Raw genomic sequence first — 16255 nt, forward strand, 5'->3', positions numbered from 1 at the left:
CAGACGTCGCAGCGTCCCGCTCAGGACGGAGTGGAGTGGTGTTGAGCACGACCAGTGTCGCGGGCGTGGACGTCCGCCACGTGGACGAGGTCTACGTCGGAGGCGCCTGGCTACCAGCGAGCGGCAAGGTGCACCAGGTGGTGTCTCCCGCCACCGAAGAGGTGGTCGCCGAAGTCGGACTGCCCGGCGTCGACCAGGCGGCCGCCGCCGTCACGGCGGCGTACGACCAGGGACTGTCCTCCTGGGCACGGCTGCCGGTCACCTCACGCGTGGCAGCCTGCCGAAGGTTCTGCGACGCCCTGGAGACGAAACTGCCGGACATGGGCACGGTCTGGGCCGTCGAGGCCGGCATGCCGGTCCGCTACAGCGCGACGCTGCACCGCTTCGGCGCCGTGGGTGCCTGGACGTCGGCGCTCGCCCACGCGGAGGACGCGCTGCGGCCGGAGCACCGCGGCACGCCGATGGGTGACGTGATCGTCCAGCATGAGCCGGCCGGGGTCGTCGTCGGCATCATGGCCTACAACGGCCCCCTGGTCACGATGGCCACCAAGATCCTCCCGGCGCTGCTGGCCGGGTGTCCGGTGGTGGTCAAAGCCGCGCCCGAATCCCAGCTGATCATGCGCATCGTGGCCGAGTGCGCCGAAGCGGCCGGCTTCCCGCCGGGGACTCTGTCGCTGCTGGCGGGGGACGCCGAGGTCGGGCGGGCGCTCACCGCGGACCCACGGGTCGACATGGTGTCCCTGACCGGCGGGCACGTCGCGGCCCAGGAGATCATCAACGCCACGCGGGAGCGCTTCGCGCGTACGCATCTCGAACTGGGCGGGAAGTCCCCGGCGCTCGTCCTGCCCGACGCACCCGTGGAGAAGGTGCTGCGCAGCCTCGTGCCCGGAGCGACGGGCGGCACAGGACAGGTCTGTGCCCTGCTGACGCGCGTGCTGGTGCCTGAGTCGCGGCACGACGAGATCGTGGGGGCGATGGCCGAGGCATGGTCACGTCTGGTGATCGGGAACCCGCTCGACCCCGCCACCCATATTGGCCCGCTGTCCAACCCCGCCGCCCGCGACCGCACCGAGCGGTTCGTCGAGCGTGCCGTGGCGGAAGGCGGCCGCATCATCGCGGGAGGGCGCAGGCCGCCGGGCCCCGAAGGCGGCTGGTGGTTCGAGCCGACCATCGTCACGGACGTGGCCCGCGACTCCCACCTGGCGCGGAACGAGGTGTTCGGCCCGGTCACCGCGGTGATGACCTACACCGACATCGACGACGGGATCGCGCTCGCGAACGACACCGGCTACGGCTTGGCGGCAACCGTCTACACCACGGACCGCGAGCGCGCGCTCTACTGTGCGGACCGGATCACCGCCGGGTCGGTGGCACTCAACTCCTTTGGCCCGAGCGTCGCGGCCCCCTGGGGCGGCCGCAAGGGATCGGGATGGGGCCGGGAGGGCGGCCCCGAAGGCATCCTCGAGTTCACCGAGACCAAGCAGATCCTCGTCGGCCCCGGCTTGAGGGGGCAGGCATGACGCCGCACTGGTCTCGGCGGCCGAACGCGTCGCGACAAGGGGCACGGGCCACTTGCCACCTGCTGACGAGAAGCCAGACACGCGGAGCGCCGAAAAGCCGGGGACCTGGCGCCGGCAGTTCGCCAGCTACGTGCTGGCCGCGCCCAATCAGCCCACCACAACTGACCAGTGCGTCCACCGAACCCGCCGCGCGCCAGGCCAACGTCGCGGGCGTGACCCGAGCAGCCCGGACACCAGACGGCTGAGCCTCGGTGACGCACACCACGTCAGACCGGCGACGGGCGCGCCAGGCGTCGAGTGCTCAGCGATGAGAGACAGAGCACCCCTTTGCCAGGTAGCGCGCTCAGGGCAAACGGGCCGCCGGCCAACTGTCAGCCGACCGACTACGGTCGGCAACTGTCCAGACTTCTGGACATTTCCGATCCCGGGCCTTTCACACGATCGGATCGGATGGACCAATGGGTTCCCCGGGGTGCGCGAAGCGTGTCCCGAAGGCCCTCGGCCCGCCGAGGACGCCTGGAAGCCCAGACATCCCACAGAGGTGCACTGCATGGACGCGCACGTTGTGAACTTCAAGCTCGTGGTGAGCGACCTCGAGCGCTCGCTGGCGTTCTACACGGGGCTGTTCGGCTTCAAGGAGGGGGCGCGGCTCGAGTTCTGCGACCCGGACGTGACCGAGGTCGTCCTGGAGGACGCCACGGGAGCATCCAGCCTGGTGCTCTTGCAAGGAGCCGTCATGCCGGTGGCCTCCGTGCCCGGCTGGGCGCCGCTGGTCGTCCAGGTCGACGACCTCGCCGCTGCCCGGCGCGAGATAGAGGAGGCCGGCCGCGAGCTGGCCTTCGAGCCCATCACCGTAGGACCCGTGAGCATTCTGATGACCGCCGATCCCGACGGGCATCTGGTCGAGGTCGTGGCCGGGGAGCTGGACGGTCTGCAGGGCGCTCCGGCGGGCCAGAAGATCCCGCACCCGGTCCCGCAGATCCACGACAGGCAGTAGCTGGCGTCCGGGCGGCACCGTGCCATTCCGGCTGTCGCACAGAGGAGGGTCACATCTCTCGACGTAATATTTTCTGCATGATATATCTCGCCCATGACAAACACTTCCTCTCCTGACTCCAAGTCCATCGGCGAGCTGGTGGATCTGAGTGGCAGAACAGCCATCGTCACCGGCGGTGCCATGGGGATCGGCCTCGGTGCCGTGCGCCGCCTGTACGAGGCCGGTGCGAACGTGGTGATCGCGGACGTCAACAAGGACGCCGCGGAAGTGGCTGCGTCGGAGTTCGACCAGCCCGACCGGGTCCGGACTGTCGTCGCCGACGTCAGCAGCCCGGAGGACGCAACCTCGATGGTGCGGGCCGCTGTCGAGGCGTTCGGTGCCCTCGACATCCTCGTGAACAACGCCGGCATCTACCAGGGGTCCGCGTTCCTGGAGACCAGCCTGGAGGTGGCGCGACGCACGCTCGAGGTGAACCTGCTGGGCGTCATGCTGTGCTCGCAGGCGGCCGCTCGCCAGATGATCGAGCAGGGCCGCGGAGGCCGAATCGTCACGGTCAACTCCGTCGAGTCCGTGAATCCGTCGGTTCTGGGGCTGAGCCACTACGGCGCGTCCAAGCACGGCGTCGCGGGCCTGATCAAGACGATGGCGCTGGAGCTGGCGCCGCACGGGATCTCGGTCAACAACGTCTGTCCCGGCGGCACCCGCACGCCCGGTCTGAGTCCGCTGATGGACGAGGACGCCATCGCGGAGCTCGAGAAGAGGATTCCGTTGCAGCGGATGGGGCTCCCGGACGACGTCGGCCGGGTCGTGCTGTTCCTCGCCTCCGACCTCGCCGCCTTCATGACCGGCACCCAGGTCATCGTCGACGGCGGTCAGACGCTCCGCGGAGCGGCGGTCTGAGCGGCCCGGCACGCGTCGAGTCGGTACACCGAGTCCAGAGGAAAATATTGTGCATCTGGAGCTCTGTCTCGGATGCGGAGCATGGAGGCTCTACCGATGACCTGTCACGTGATCTTCGAGACGACCGTCAAGGACGGGAACCTCGACGGTCTGCGCAAGTGGTTCACCGAGAAGCTTCCGGGCACGCGTGGTTTCGCGGGCAACGTCAGCGTGGAGGTCGTCCATAACCAGGACGACCCGAGCAAGATCCTCTTCCTGGAAAAGTGGGACTCGCGTCAGAGCTTCGAGCGCTATCTCGCGTGGCGGGTCGAGACCGGCGCGGTCGACGAACTCGGCACGATGCTCGATGGCGAGATCGACTTCAGGTACTACGACGCGCTCGGAGTCTGACCGGCTTACCGAAGGGGTGGTGCACGGAACCCCGCCGTGTACCACCCCTCTGTCTCGTTGTCACGCCGCAACACCCCGCTGCGAAGTTTCCGAACCGCCACTTCGGATATTTGCAATTGGACTGGCTCGTAGCCCGAGATAACCTCCCGGCGACGGGACAGGAGAATAAAATGACACGGAAAGCAGGCGGCCCGCTTTCGGGCATTAAAATCGTGGAGCTGGGCGGCGTCGGGCCGGTGCCTTATTGCTGTATGCTCCTTTCCGACCTCGGTGCGGACATCATCCGCATCGACCGGCCCGCGGGTTACGACGGCGGCGCGCCGGTCGAACCGCGATTCAATCTGCTCAACCGCGGACGGCGCAGCGCAGCGCTGGACCTGAAGAAGGAGGGGGCCGTCGAGGCGGTCCTGAAACTGGTGCAGCGCGCCGACGTGCTGGTCGAAGGATTCCGTCCGGGCGTCGCGGAGAAACTGGGCCTGGGGCCCGACGACTGCCTGGCGGTGAATCCGGCACTCGTGTACGGCCGGATGACGGGCTGGGGCCAGGACGGGCCGTTGGCATACGCTCCCGGGCACGACGTCAACTACGTTTCGCTCACGGGCGTGCTGCACTCCGTAGGCACCGCCGGTGGCCCGCCCACGATCCCGCTCAACCTCGCCGGCGATTTCGGCGGGGGATCGCTCTACCTGGCGCTCGGCGTGGTGTCGGCGCTGCTGGAGAGCCGGGGCTCGGGGCAGGGGCAGGTGATCGACGCCGCCATGGTGGACGGTTCGGCCTCGCTGATGACCCTCTTCTACGGACTCCACGCCGCCGGGTACTGGAACGACGAACGCGGCACGAACCGCTTGGACTCGGGCGCTCCCTGGTACAACGTCTACGAGACGAAGGACGGGCGCTGGCTGAGCGTCGGCTCCAACGAGGCACGGTTCTGGCGCAACACCCTGCGCGTCCTCGGGTTGAACGAGGACGACATGCCGGACCAGCACGACAGGTCCCGGTGGCCGGAGATCCACGACACGTTCGCCGCTGTGTTCCTGACGCGGACGCGCGACGAGTGGTGCGCACTGGCCGAGGGCCAGGACGTCTGCTTCGCTCCGGTCCTGTCGTTGAGCGAGGCGCCGAATCATCCGCATCTGCGGGCGCGGGGAACGTTCGTCGAGGTCGAGGGCGTGCTCCAGCCCGCGCCGGCCCCACGCTTCAGCCGCACTCCCGGAGCCATCCAGAGCGCCCCTGCCGGGCCTGGGCAGCACACCGAGGAAGTCCTCGCCCATTGGGGCTTCACGTCCGACGACCTGGCCGCACTGCGTGCGGCAGGCGTGATCGCCTGATCGACGCCTTATTGAGCCCGCGAACACGTTGGTTCGATGCCTTCGAATCGCGGGTTCGAAACTTATCACTTGGATCGCTGGTAACCCGGCTTTAATGTTCGTGTAACCGCAATGCCGGGTCCGATCACAGTGATTGCCAGAGGTGGCGAAATGCCTTCGAATTTCCTCAATGAAGCCCAGGCCGACTGGCTCAAGACCGTGAATGAATTCATGGATAACGAGATCACAGTCGAGTACGTGCGAAAGTGTGACCAGGAGCGCGAGTACCCCTACGAGGCATACGAGAAGATCGCACGGCAGGGATGGCTCGGCATTCTGATCCCCGAGGAGGAGGGCGGCTCGGGCGGTGACATTTTTGACTACTCGCTGATGGCGGAGGGCCTGGGCAAGTTCGGCTTCGACTTCGCCTGCTCGGTCCTGGTCCCCACCTTCACGGCCATGAACATCATCAAGTTCGGCACCGCGGAGCAGAAGGCCAAGTACGTCAAGCCCTTCATCGACGGCAGGATCCGCTTCTCCGTCTCCATCTCCGAGCCGGATGCCGGCTCCGACGCATCGAACACCAAGACCCACGCCCGCCGTGACGAGAACGGCGACTGGATCGTCAACGGTTCCAAGCTGTGGTGCAGCGGCGCCGCCGCCAGGGACACCGTCATCGCGATGCTGGTCCGCACGGACAACGACGACAAGCACGGCGGCCTCTCGGTCCTGCTGATCCCGAACGACACCCCGGGCCTGGACATCCGCAAGCTGCCCACCCTGTCGCGGCACGCGACCGGCACCACCGAGATCTTCCTCGACGACGTCCGCGTCCCGGCGGAGAACCTCCTCGGCGAGGTCGGCCAGGGCTGGAAGATCATCACCGACCACCTGGAGCTGGAGCGCTGCGCGGTCGCCGCGGCGTACACCGGCAACGCGCAGGAGGCGGTGAACGCCGCCAACCGCTACGCGCAGCAGCGCATCCAGTTCGGCAAGCCGATCTACGAGTTCCAGGTGCTCAAGCACATGCTCGCCGAGAACCAGACCCGCGTCGACGCCGCCCGGCTGCTGTGCTACCGCGCGGCCCGGATGAAGGCCGAGGGCCTGCCCGCCGCCCGGGAGACGTCGATGGCCAAGCTGTACGGCTCCGAGACGCTCAAGCAGTGCGCCCTCGACGGAATGCAGATCCTGGGCGGCTACGCCAACCTCCCCGAGGCTGACATGGAGCGCTACCTGCGCGAGAGCGTCCAGTCGACCATCGGCGGCGGCACGTCGCAGATCCAGCGGACCATCATCGCCAAGTCGATGCGTCTGAACGTCGGCGCCTGAGAACTTCCGGAGAGGACACCCATCATGACCGTGATCGACAACCGTATCGACATGCCGCTCGACGAGATCGAGGTCGGCCGGGTCTTCCGCTCGGGCGGCCGGACGATCACCGAGACCGACGTCGTCAACTACTGTGCGCTGACCGGCAACTGGATCGAGATCCACTCGAACGTCCACTACGCGTCGCAGACCCGTTTCGGTGAGCGTCTCGTCCAGGGATCGCTCACGTACTCGATCATGACGGGCCTGATCACGTTCGGTCCGTCGATCCAGGCCAACTACGGCATCGACAACCTGCGCTACCTCACGCCGGTCCACATCAACGACACGATCTACGTGACCTGCGAGGTCGTCGCCAAGAAGGAGAAGGACGACAAGTACGGCGTCGTCACCTTCCTGATGAAGGCGCTCAACCAGCACGGCGACGTGTGCCAGAAGTCCGAGTGGAGCCTGCTCATGCTCCGCAAGCGCGAGGACCTCGAAGCCCTGCTCTCCGCGTCGGTTCCCACCGAGAAGCCGCGCAAGAAGAAGGCCTGAGGTCCGCCCCATGTCAACCGCACCCGGCGCCGCCATCGTCGGCATGGGCGACGCCTATGCGTCGCTCGACAACCGGAAGGATCCGCTCCAGCTCGCTGTCGAGGCCACCACGGCCGCCCTGGCCGATGCGGGGATCCGCAAGGACCAGGTCGACGCGGTGTTCACCGGACGCTCGCCGTGGGCCGACAAGCGCTCGCAGTGGAGCAACATCTTCATCTCGCACATGCAGATGCCGGTGACGCTCACCAGCGAACTCACCATGCACGGCGCCGGCCTGACCGCGACGATCGCTGTCGCGTCCCAGATGATCGCCGTCGGCGCCGCCGAGTACGTGCTGTGTCTGCAGAGCGACGCGACACAGCTGTTCGTCGACGCGGTGGCGATGGGTGCCGAGGCCGACGCCGACCCGCAGTTCGAAGTGCCCTACGGTCCGACGATCCCCGCGCTCTACGCCCAGGCCGCGCGCCGCTACTTCCACGAGTTCGGCCTCACGGAGGAGGACCTCGCGGACGTCGCCGTCGCCAACCAGCGGTGGGGCGCCCATCATCCGTACGCGGCGAAGCGGAAGCACGGAGAGATCGACCGTGCCAAGGTGCTCGCCTCTCCCTACGTCGCCACGCCGCTGCGCCGGTGGATGTGCTCCACGTGGGGCGGCGGAACCGGCGGCGCTTTGATCGTGACGTCGGCGGAGAAGGCCAGGGAGGCCCAGAACCCGGTGTACGTCCTCGGCTGCGGGTCGGCCACGACGCACGAGTACCTGGGCGACCGCATGAACATGCGCCACTGTCGGTATCCGGGCCTCGGCGAGTTCCCCAACCTGACGCACACCGCGACGGCTGAAGCCGCCCGCCAGGCGTACGCCATGTCCGGCCTCGGCCCGAGCGACATCGACATGATGCAGATCTCGGTGAACTTCGCACACATGGGCCCCATCGTCATGGAGGACCTGGGGTTCGCGAAGAAGGGACACGGGATCGACGTCTACCGCGAGGGACGCACCGGCATCGACGGAGATCTTCCGACCGACACGAACGGTGGCTGGCTGTCGTTCGGTCAGCCCGGTATCTCCTGCAACATGGACAGTTTGGTCGAGGCGGTCCGCCAGCTGCGTGGACAGGCCCTGGGACTGGCGCCTGCCCGGCGCCCGCGGACGGCGCTGGTGCAGGGTGCCGGCGGAATGCTGGCCGCAGGCAGTGTGGCGCTGCTGTCCTCCTCGACCTGAGCCGCGAATGGGAGCACGGCATGACTGATGCGAAAGTACTGAACGACTGGCCGCAGCCGTACCGTCTCATGGACGCGCAGCCCTACTGGGAGGCGCTGGCGGACGAGCAGCTGACGTTCCAGCGCTGCGCCGACTGCGAGCAAGCGGTGTGGCCGGCACACTCCGTCTGCACACACTGCGGCTCCGCCGGGCTGTCATGGGAGCAGTCCAGCGGGCGCGGCACGATCTACTCGTACAGCACGATCCTGCGCGGCCCGACCCCCGTCTGGTCCGCCATCGCTCCGTACACCGTCGGTTTCGTGCAGATGGACGAGGGATACTTCCTGTTCACCCAGATCGAGGGCGAACCGGATGGCATCGAGATCGGGAAGGAAGTCTCGGCCCGGTTCGTGCAGCGCGGGGAACAGAAACTCCCCGTGTTCGCGCTGGTGACGTCCGGCGAGGAGGGCTGACATGGCCGGTCCCCTGGATGGTGTGCGGATCCTGGACCTGACGTCGAATTTCATGGGTCCCTATGCCTCGTTGCTGCTCGCGGACATGGGCGCTGATGTCTCGAAGGTGGAGTCGCGGCAAGGCGACACCACACGAGGAGTCGGGCCGTGCCGCAACCGCGGGATGAGTGCGGTCTTCCTGCACCTCAACCGCAACAAGCGCAGCATCGTTCTCGACCTCAAGAGCGCCGACGGTGTCGGCGCGTTGAAGAGAATGATGCGCAGCGCGGACGTGCTGCTGTACAGCCTGCGACCCAAGTCCATGGCCAGACTGGGGCTGTCGTACGAGGAGGCCAGGGAGATCAACCCCCGGATCATCTACTGCGGCACCTACGGCTTCGGTCAGAACGGCCCCTACGCGGACCGTCCCGCGTACGACGACCTGATCCAGGCGGCGGTGGGGATGCCCGTGCTGCAGAGCCGCAAGAACGGCCCGCCCGACTACGTGGCCACCGCCGTAGCGGACCGTGTGGTCGGTATGGCCGCGACCTCGGCCGTGTCCATGGCGCTGTTCCGGCGCGAGAGGACTGGACAGGGCCAGGAGGTCCAGGTCCCGATGTTCGAGACGTTCGCGCATTTCGTCATGGGCGACCACCTGTACGGGCACACGTTCGTGCCCGCGATCGGTGACTGGGGATACGCGCGCATGATGAACCCGGACCGCCGGCCGTACCGCACCCAGGACGGCTACGTGGGGGTGAACGTCTACACGGATCAGCACTGGCTCCGATTCTTCGCACTGGCCGGGCACCCGGAGATGGGACAGGATCCGCGTTTCGCCGACATCCACGGCCGGACCGAGAACATCGGGCTCCTGTACGAGTTCCTGGCGCGGACCTTCGAGACGAAGACGACCGCCGCATGGGTGGCCCTCCTGACCGAGGCGGACATCCCCGTCATCGAGATGAACACGCCCGAGTCGCTGCTGGACGATCCGCACATGAAGGAGGTCGGCTTCTTCGTCGACCAGGAGCACCCCTCCGAGGGCAGGCTGCGCGCCCTCGGCATTCCGCAGCGGTGGAGCGAGAGCAGTCCGGAACTGCGTTACCCCGCTCCGCGTCTCGGTGAGCATTCGGCGCAGCTGCTGGCCGAATACGGCTTCAGTTCGCATGAGATCGATGATCTGCTGCGTTGCGGTGCCGTGTATGCCCCCGAAGTGCAGGACACCTCCCCCAATGATTAAGGAAAGCGGTGGGCACGATGCTGCGTGATCTGCCTTTGTCGGGTGTCGTGGTGGTGGAGCTCAGCGACAGTGCGTCGGCACCGTTCAGTGGAAAGATCCTCGCCGAGCTCGGCGCCGAGGTGTGGAAGGTGGAGCGTCCGTCGGGCGACTCCGCTCGTGGTTGGGGGCCGAGCACGTGGAAGGGAAGCGGAGCCGCCTTCCACGCCCTCAACCGCGGCAAGCGGTGCATCAGCATCGACATCAAGGACCGGGAACAGCTCGCGACGCTGCACCGGTTGATCGCCGAGCGGGCCGATGTCTTTATCCACAACCTCCGGCCGGGCTCAAGCGCGAAGTACGGGCTGGACCCGGACAGCCTCCGGGTGACCAAGCCGGAGCTGATCTGCTGCGAGGTCGGGGCGTTCGGGCACGAGGGGCCCATGAACACGCTTCCCGGGTACGACCCGCTGATGCAGGCCTTCTCCGGCATCATGAGCATCACCGGTGAGGAGGGGCAGCCGCCGGTGCGGGCCGGCGTGTCCATCGTCGACTTCGGTACCGGGATGTGGGCCGTGATCGGCATCCTGGCGGCGCTCCACAGACGGCAGACCAAGCACTGCGGCGCGACCGTGAACGGTTCGTTGCTGGAGACGGCCATCGCCTGGATGTCCGTGGGCATCGCCAATTACAGCGCCGACGGCGAACCGGGCGGACGACATGGATCGGGTGTCGCCTTCATCGTTCCCCACCGCGCCTACCCCACCGCGGACGGCGATCTGATCGTCAGCTGCGCGAACGATGTGCTGTTCGCCCGGCTGTGCGAGGTGCTCGAACGACCGGAATGGGCCAAGGACGACAGATTCGCCACGAACGCGGGACGGCTGAAGAACCGGAGGGAAATCGACCGGCTGATCGGTGAGCGGCTCGCACAGGAATCACGCGCCTACTGGCAGCAACGGCTCCAGGCCCACGGAATACCCGTGGCTCCGATCCAGACCACCGCGGAGATCGTCGCGCACGAGCAGACACGCGCGCTCGGCATCATCGGCAAGCCGTCGGAGGACGAGATCGGTCTGGTCGGCCTGCCTCTGTCGTTCGACGGCAAGCGTCCGCCACCGCTGCACGCGGCGCGTGACATCGGCGCGGACAATGACAAGATCGAGGACGTGCTGAAGGCCCGTCCCTGAGTACGGTCGGTCGGTACGGCGGTGGGACCGTCGTACCGACCGACCCGCTTCCGGTGGGTGTTTGAACCACCGTTGATCCGAGAATCCGCGTGACCATAAGGATGACGCCATGGGGACATTCAACCGGCTGCACCTGATCCGCCAGGTCGATCTGTTCACGCTGCGACTCTTCCTGTCCGCGATCGAGGAGCGGCAGATCGGGCGGGCGGCGATCCGGGAGAACATCGCCGCGTCGACGGCGACCAAGCGCATCCAGGTCCTGGAGGACATCGCCGGCATCCAACTCCTCGAACGCGGACCCAAGGGGGTCGTCCCGAGCCCGGCCGGAGCGGTCCTGGCACGATACGTCCGCACGATCTTCGACAGCCTCGAAGACATGCGCTCCGAAATCGCCTCCTTCACGGAAGGCGTGCGAGGAGACCTGACCATCGCATCGGCGCGCACCATCTTCGTCCCGTTCCTCGCACGCGAGCTGGGTGAGTTCAGTCGGGAGTACCCGCTGGTCAATCTGGCGGTGCACGATGTCGAGAACGCGGAGATCGTCCGACAGGTCGCGCACGGCGAGGCGGACATCGGCGTATTCGCCGCGGCGTACGAGCTCGACCTCGACGGTGTCGACGTCACGCCCTACCGGCGGGATCGCATGGTCGCCGTGGTGCCGCAGGACCACCTGCTCAGCGAACGCGCCAGCGTGACGTTCCAGGATCTGCTGCCGGAGAACCTGATCGCGGCCGACGCGATGCTGGGCGCCTTCCGCGCCGCCGCACGTCGGCTCGAGCAGGAATTCGAGCCGAGTTACCACGTGAGAAGCGCGGGTGTCGCGATCAGCCTCGTCCAGGCGGGACTGGGGGTCACCGTGCAGCCCGAATGCCTGATCACCCCCGAAGTGCTGTCCAGCGTGACGATGCTGGAACTCGCCGAGCCGTGGGCGGTGCGGAAGATCCATGTCGCCACGGCCCACGGGCGCACTCCGAGCCCCGCGGCGCGCGCTTTCCTCAACCAACTGCTCGACCGCCCGAGCAGTGACGACGGGAGTACGGGTGCCTGAGGCCGCCTGTCCGGATACTCCGGACAGGCGGCCTCTGTTCCGTGCCAGGAGGTGAGGTTCAGGTTGGTGGCACGTTGGCGCGCAGCCGCCGGCTCAGGCCTGTGCCTCCAGGCGAGGTGTCATCGCCTCGAAGAGCAGTCCCAGCCGCTCGGGGTGGAGAGCCTCGCTGATCACCATGGCCGGCGTGTTGAAGCGCTCGGCCAGGGCGTCGACCGACTTCTGCAGGTCGTCGGTCTCAAGTTCGTAGATCGCGAGGTAACGCCACGGGTAGGGCGACTCGGCGCGCTGTGCGTCGGCCAGCTTGAAGCGCTGTGCGGCGACGAAGCCCGGCACCTTCAGTGCGTCATGCACATGTGTGTTCGTGTACCAGTCGTTGAATTCGTCCTCCTTTCCGTCGACGGGGTTGGTCAGGACGACGTAGGTGTATTTCGGCATCGCTTCTTCCCTCCACGGGGGTCTCTAGCATGGAAAAAACGGCATTCGACGGCTATGGGTGCCCGGCGGCATGCCGAGCACCCACACCCGCTCAGGCGCTGGGGGGCGTGCCGAGGACCAGCCCGTAGGCGCGTCGGTCGACCCGGCCGGAGAGGTCGACGGTCACGGCCTTCTGCTCGGTGAACTCATCGAGGGCGTCGGGCCCGAGTTCACGGCCGTTTCCGCTCTGCTTGAAGCCGCCGAAGGGCAGGTTCGCGGAGATGTTGTGCCAGTCGTTGATCCATACGCTGCCGGCCTGCAGCTGCTTGGCCACCTCCAGCGCACGGGGCACGTCCTGGCTCCACACGCCGGCGGACAGCCCGTACTCCGTGTCGTTGGCGATCTCGATCGCCTCGTCGACGGAGTCGTAGCGCAGTACCGACAGCACCGGGCCGAAGATCTCCTCGCGCGCGATGCACATGTCGTTGCGGACGTCGGTGAACACCGTCGGCTCGACCCAGTAGCCCTTCTCGAAGCCCGGACCGCTGGGGACGCCGCCGCCGTGGACGAGCGTGGCCCCTTCCTGCTGACCGAGCTCGATGTAGCCGAGGATGCGCTTGTGCTGGTCGGGACCCATGACGGGACCGATGTCGGTGGCCGGGTCGAGGGGGTTGCCGATCTTGAGGGTCTTCAGGCGCTCGACCAGTCGCCGTACGAACTCGTCGTGCAGGGACGACGGCAGCAGGAGCCGGGTACCGGACTCGCACGCCTGGCCGGCGTGCAGCAGGAACGCGTAGGCGGCGCCGTCGACTGCCGCGTCGAGGTCGGCGTCTTCGAGGACGATGTTGGGACCCTTGCCGCCCAGCTCCAGGGTCACCTGCTTGATGGTGTCCGCGGCGTTGCGCATCACCTCACGGCCGACCGCGGTGGAGCCGGTGAACGACACCTTCCGCACATCGGGGTGCGCGACGAGATGGGCACCGACCGTCTCACCATCACCGGTGATCACGTTGAAGGTGCCGTCGGGCACGCCGGCGTCGCGCAGCATCTGAGCGACTTCGAGTGCTGCGATCGGCGTCTTCTCGTCGACCTTGACGACCACGCTGTTACCGGCGGCCAGCGCCGGGATCGCCTTCCACACGGTCAGCACCAGGGGGAAGTTCCACGGGACGATACCGACGCAGACACCGAGCGGTTCGCGGCGGACGAGGCCGGCGCTCAGCACCTGCCCGGCCACCGGGCCGGGGCGCTCCCACTCGTAGCGGCGGGTCAGATCGGCGTAGTGCTGCATGTGCAGCAGGGGGAAGCCGACACAGATCGCCTGGGACAGACGCAGGGGGAATCCGCATTCACGGGAGCCGATCTCGGTGAACTCGTCCATGCGGCTGGTGAGCGCGGCGATCACACGGTCGATCACGGCGGCCCGCTCGAGCGGTGGGGTGTTGCGCCATTCGCCACTCTCGAAGGCGCGCTTCGCCGCCGCGACCGCGGCGTCCGCGTGGCTGGTGCCTCCCTTGGCGGCGGTGGCGACCAGTTCCTCCGTGGCCGGGTTGATCACGTCGTACTGTTCATCGGTGTCCACCCATTCGCCCCCGATGAACATGCGGTAATGCGGAATGCCCTGCCGGTCCGTAGCAGGACCCTCGGCGTGAGTCGCCACCATCCACTCCTTGCATCGCTCGGTCGTGCCGCCGGACCTCTTCGGCGGCCACGGCCCCACGTTAGGAAGGCATCCGACGCGAGCGTGTCCAGATATTTGGACACTCCACGCAGGGCGGTGCTTCACGTCGTCCGGATCTGCGCGCGGCGGAACGGAGTGTCCAACTTCTTGGACACTTCCATGTCCCGGTCTTCCCCGCTCCGAACGAGCCGGATCAAATGATTCGACGGGGCGTGAAGCCTGCGGATGCGGCGACGTGGAGCGCCGGAGCAGCTTCTGACCTCCTCTCATTTCAAGGGTGTCATATGGTTTTTCCAGCTTGTTCGGTGCAGATTTCGCCCTGGCCCCCGCTCCTGGCTGTTCGCGGTGGACCGAGGAGACGAGATCAGAGGCACGGGTGGGGTGCCGTGAGCCGGCGACCGGCGCGTCCGGCGAGAAGGGATGGCCTCGCGTGAGCAGCACTTACCAGGATCTTCGTGTCGGGCGGGCGCGGCCTGAGATCGAGTCCTCGTGGACCCGCTCGCGCCTGAGCGGCCTGCGTGAAGACGGCACTCCGGCTCTCAGGCAAGGGCCGGTCGCCGGCGAAGGTGCCCTGGCCCGTGCAGCCGCACCGGTACTGGAACGCGCGCAGGCGGAACTCGACGGCACCCAGTTCGCACTGGTACTCGCCGACCGCGAGGCACGCATCGTCGACATCCGGTGCTCGGACAAGTCGTTCCGGAGGGCCCTGGCCACCCTCGGTGTCGTCCCGGGCGTTCGGCTCGGGGAGGACCAGGTGGGAACCAACGCGGTCGGTACTCCCCTCGAGACCCGGCAGGGCCTGCTGGTGCGCGGGGCCGAACACTTCATGACGGCGTTCCACACCTTCGCCTGCTATGGCCATCCGATCATCCATCCGATCACTCGGCGGCTCGAGGGCGTCGTCAACATCGGTGGCCTCACGGGCGCGGAACACCCGTTGTTCGCGCCCCTGGTGCGGCGCATCGTCCGGGACATCGAGGACCGGCTACAGCTGGACTCGACCCGGACCCAGCGACGTCTCCTGGCGGCGTTCCAGGCGGCCGTGCGCTCCTCTCGACGGGCGGTCATGGTGATGGGGCAGGGCGTCGTACTGGCCACGCCGTCCGCGCTGGCGCTGCTGGAACCCGCGGATCACGCGGCCGTCCAGGCGTGTGCGGAGGATACGCGCGCCGATGGTGAGGTGAATCATCGACTGATCCTGGCCGACGGCCGGACGGTCGGGCTGAGGTGTACGCCGGTCGACGGCGCGGAAGGGGTGCTGGTCGACATCGTTCCGGAGCGGCTCGGCCGCCGTGGGACGGACGCCGTGGACCATGCGACCGGTTGGCCGCTGCTGGTCGTGGGCGAGCCCGGAAGCGGCCGCACCACTGAGGCGAGGCGGGCAGCCGGGTCCGATGCTGCCACCCTCGACGCGACGGATGCCGTGTGGCAGGGCGAGCGGGACTGGGCCAAGGGCATGGCAGCGCTGCTGGAGGACGACGGGCCCCCGGTGATCATCGAGAACGTGCAGCTGCTGACCGAACAGGTAACGGCGCTGACGGCCCGGTGTGTCCGCTCCGCACGGCGCAGAACGGTGCTGACCTCGACGCCCGGCGAACATCTCGACGGAGTGCACGCACCGCTGGCGGCACTGTGCAACGCACGTCGCGACCTGGTCCCCCTCCGCCGCCGCCGACACGAGATTCCTCGCCTGGCGCAGAGCATGCTGGCCGATGCGGTGGGTCCCGGAGGTGCCAAACTCTCCGCCGACTGCTTGCGTGTGCTGGCCGCGCAGTCGTGGCCCGGCAACCTCGCCGAGCTGCGGCGCGTGGTCCAGTTCCTGGCCGGAAGACGCTCGGTGGGTGACATCATCCCTTCGGACCTGCCCGCGTCGCACCGCGGTGTACCGGCTCCGGCCTCGCCGCTCCGCCAGGCCGAGCGCGAGATCATCATCGCTGCGATCGACGCCGCGGGCGGGAACAGGCTGCAGGCGGCACGTGCGCTGGGCGTGAGCCGGTCGACGCTCTACAACCGCATGCGTGCCTTGCACATCCACTGATCCCGGGACCGGCCCGTGCCGGGATGTGAGGC

Annotated in this window: 15 protein-coding genes; 13 read left to right on the forward strand and 2 right to left on the reverse strand. The window is 67.6% G+C overall.

The features are described from left to right. Window positions 1–41: 41 nt before the first annotated feature. From IE260_RS36780 to IE260_RS36835, 12 genes are all read left to right on the forward strand, one after another. A complete protein-coding gene (locus tag IE260_RS36780; RefSeq protein WP_189880038.1) occupies window positions 42–1520 on the forward strand; it encodes an aldehyde dehydrogenase family protein in 1479 nt (492 codons plus the stop codon). Between the two features lie 550 nt (window positions 1521–2070). Continuing rightward, a complete protein-coding gene (locus IE260_RS36785) occupies window positions 2071–2517 on the forward strand; it encodes a VOC family protein (RefSeq protein ID WP_189880040.1) in 447 nt (148 codons plus the stop codon). Between the two features lie 93 nt (window positions 2518–2610). Then, window positions 2611–3417 (forward strand): SDR family NAD(P)-dependent oxidoreductase, encoded by an 807-nt coding sequence (locus tag IE260_RS36790; RefSeq protein ID WP_189880042.1) that lies wholly within the window; start codon window positions 2611–2613, stop codon window positions 3415–3417. A 96-nt stretch (window positions 3418–3513) separates the two neighbouring features. Next, entirely contained in the window at window positions 3514–3807 is a 294-nt protein-coding gene (locus tag IE260_RS36795) for a putative quinol monooxygenase (RefSeq protein WP_189880044.1), read from the forward strand. A gap of 170 nt (window positions 3808–3977) precedes the next feature. Continuing rightward, on the forward strand, window positions 3978–5135 hold the full coding sequence (locus IE260_RS36800; protein ID WP_189880046.1) for a CaiB/BaiF CoA transferase family protein: 1158 nt from the start codon (window positions 3978–3980) through the stop codon (window positions 5133–5135). A gap of 150 nt (window positions 5136–5285) precedes the next feature. Beyond that, window positions 5286–6443 (forward strand): acyl-CoA dehydrogenase family protein, encoded by a 1158-nt coding sequence (locus IE260_RS36805; RefSeq protein WP_189880047.1) that lies wholly within the window; start codon window positions 5286–5288, stop codon window positions 6441–6443. Window positions 6444–6467: 24 nt separating this feature from the next. Next, the gene (locus tag IE260_RS36810; protein WP_189880050.1) at window positions 6468–6980 is read left to right on the forward strand and encodes a MaoC family dehydratase; all 513 of its coding nucleotides are present in this window, start codon (window positions 6468–6470) and stop codon (window positions 6978–6980) included. Between the two features lie 10 nt (window positions 6981–6990). Then, window positions 6991–8202, forward strand: coding sequence for a thiolase family protein (locus IE260_RS36815; RefSeq protein WP_189880052.1), 1212 nt, complete (start codon window positions 6991–6993; stop codon window positions 8200–8202). A gap of 20 nt (window positions 8203–8222) precedes the next feature. Further along, entirely contained in the window at window positions 8223–8654 is a 432-nt protein-coding gene (locus tag IE260_RS36820; RefSeq protein WP_189880061.1) for a Zn-ribbon domain-containing OB-fold protein, read from the forward strand. A gap of 1 nt (window position 8655) precedes the next feature. Further along, window positions 8656–9876, forward strand: a complete 1221-nt coding sequence (locus IE260_RS36825) for a CaiB/BaiF CoA transferase family protein (RefSeq protein ID WP_189880063.1) — start codon at window positions 8656–8658, stop codon at window positions 9874–9876. 17 nt (window positions 9877–9893) lie between these two features. After that, a complete protein-coding gene (locus IE260_RS36830; RefSeq protein WP_189880065.1) occupies window positions 9894–11042 on the forward strand; it encodes a CaiB/BaiF CoA transferase family protein in 1149 nt (382 codons plus the stop codon). Window positions 11043–11151: 109 nt separating this feature from the next. Next, entirely contained in the window at window positions 11152–12090 is a 939-nt protein-coding gene (locus IE260_RS36835) for a LysR family transcriptional regulator (RefSeq protein WP_189880067.1), read from the forward strand. A 93-nt stretch (window positions 12091–12183) separates the two neighbouring features. Here the strand turns inward: IE260_RS36835 and IE260_RS36840 are convergent, their stop codons facing one another. Continuing rightward, window positions 12184–12525, reverse strand: coding sequence for a DUF4286 family protein (locus IE260_RS36840; protein ID WP_189880069.1), 342 nt, complete (start codon window positions 12523–12525; stop codon window positions 12184–12186). 91 nt (window positions 12526–12616) lie between these two features. Further along, window positions 12617–14167, reverse strand: a complete 1551-nt coding sequence (locus IE260_RS36845) for an aldehyde dehydrogenase family protein (RefSeq protein ID WP_229881676.1) — start codon at window positions 14165–14167, stop codon at window positions 12617–12619. A gap of 448 nt (window positions 14168–14615) precedes the next feature. On the opposite strand from IE260_RS36845, the gene IE260_RS36850 reads away from it, so the two are divergent. Further along, window positions 14616–16223, forward strand: coding sequence for a sigma-54-dependent Fis family transcriptional regulator (locus IE260_RS36850; RefSeq protein WP_189880072.1), 1608 nt, complete (start codon window positions 14616–14618; stop codon window positions 16221–16223). Window positions 16224–16255: the final 32 nt, after the last annotated feature.

It is taken from the genome of Streptomyces viridiviolaceus, from assembly GCF_014650995.1.
GTDB lineage: Bacteria > Actinomycetota > Actinomycetes > Streptomycetales > Streptomycetaceae > Streptomyces > Streptomyces viridiviolaceus.